The following is a 1430-nucleotide window of genomic DNA, read 5'->3' as shown; positions in this document are numbered from 1 at the left end:
GCCGCCCAGCGCCCGGAAGTCGTCGAGCCGGCGCCGCTCGAAACGACCAAGATGTTCCCCCGAAACCAGCTCCGGATGAGCCATGTCCGCCGTCTTTTCGCTGAAGACGCCTCGTTAGAGGCCCGGCGGCAGCACGTCGATCAGGTCCATGGCCCGGGTGAATTCGTCATGCTCCTTGGTCGCCACCTTGGCCGAGACGAAGATGCCGAGATGCCCGATGCTCTGGTGCAGCGCATAGACGATGGTCTGGCCGCCGGCGATCAGCTCGCGGTCGGTGTCGTAGAGATCGAGGATCCAGCCCAACGCCTGCTGCGGCGGCGTGATGTCGTCGCCCCACGAACAGAAGACGACGATCGGCGTGCGGATGTTGCGCAGATCGACCCGCGCACCGTCGGAGAAGACGATCTCGCCGCTGGACAGCTTGTTGCGCAGGAACAGCTCGTCGGCGATGAACTGCATCTCCACGGCGTTGAGCAGCACGGGGCTGCCCCACCAGGTCTCGAAGTCGAGGAAGCGTTCCTCCTCGGTATCGATCTTGGAATAGACGTTGTACGCCTTCTTCCACAGGGTGTTGGCAGGGTTCATCCGCTCGAAGTTCGCCACCAGGGCGGCGCCATCGAAGATCCCGGCGCCGAGATCCCCGGCCAGCGCCGTCATCCAGGTGCCGCCGAGAAGGCCACCCAGATACCGCAGCGGATTCTTGCCATGGACCCCGGCCCAGTAGTTGAGCGGTGCGCCAGCCAGCAGCAGCGGCCCGACCGTGTCCGGGTGGGTCGCCGCCATCATGGCGATCTGCCAGCCGGCCTGGCAGTTGCCGATCAGGCAGGGCCTCCCGTCGGCATCGGGGTGCAGGCGGACCACCGCCTCCACGAAGGCGGCCTCTGCCCGGCAGACGTCCTCGACCGTCTGGCCGGGGACCGGATCGGGGAGAAAGCCGACGAAATAGCAGGGATGCCCGGCTTTCAGGGCGACACCGATCTCGCTGTCCTGCTTCATGCCGCCGATGCCCGGCCCGTGGCCGGCGCGCGGATCGAACACGATGAAGGGGCGCTTGCGCTCATCGACGGCGACGCCGGCCGGCGGAACGATCCGCACCAGCCCATAATTGACCGGGCGCTCAAAGCTTCGCCCGTCGGCTATGACCTCGAAGTCGAAGCTGAGGACGTTCGGCGCGGTCCGGGCGCCATGCTCGAAATGGGTGTTTCCGCGGCGGCGCAAGGCATCGAGGAACAGGATGGAGCGTTGACTTGCATCGATCCAATAATCCTGGGCCTGCCGCGCAAGGTCCATTATTGGCCACATCATGAAATCTCCACATATTCAAAGGGATTGCGGCGCGGACCCATGGAAATTCACGTCGGCATCCCATAAGGGCCGACGACAAATTTGCGGCACCAATGGCGATGAGCCCCAATTGACATGGAACGATT

The 1430-nt window shown here is 64.6% G+C and carries 1 protein-coding gene; it reads right to left on the bottom strand.

What is annotated here, in order from left to right:
- Nucleotides 1–114: 114 nt before the first annotated feature.
- Entirely contained in the window at nucleotides 115–1305 is a 1191-nt protein-coding gene (locus I71_RS09495; RefSeq protein WP_244433731.1) for a DUF3141 domain-containing protein, read from the bottom strand.
- Nucleotides 1306–1430: the final 125 nt, after the last annotated feature.

Origin of the sequence: Azospirillum sp. B506 (assembly GCF_000333595.1) — a bacterium.
In the GTDB taxonomy this organism is placed as follows: domain Bacteria; phylum Pseudomonadota; class Alphaproteobacteria; order Azospirillales; family Azospirillaceae; genus Azospirillum.
This window is presented reverse-complemented; position numbering and strand designations above follow the sequence as displayed.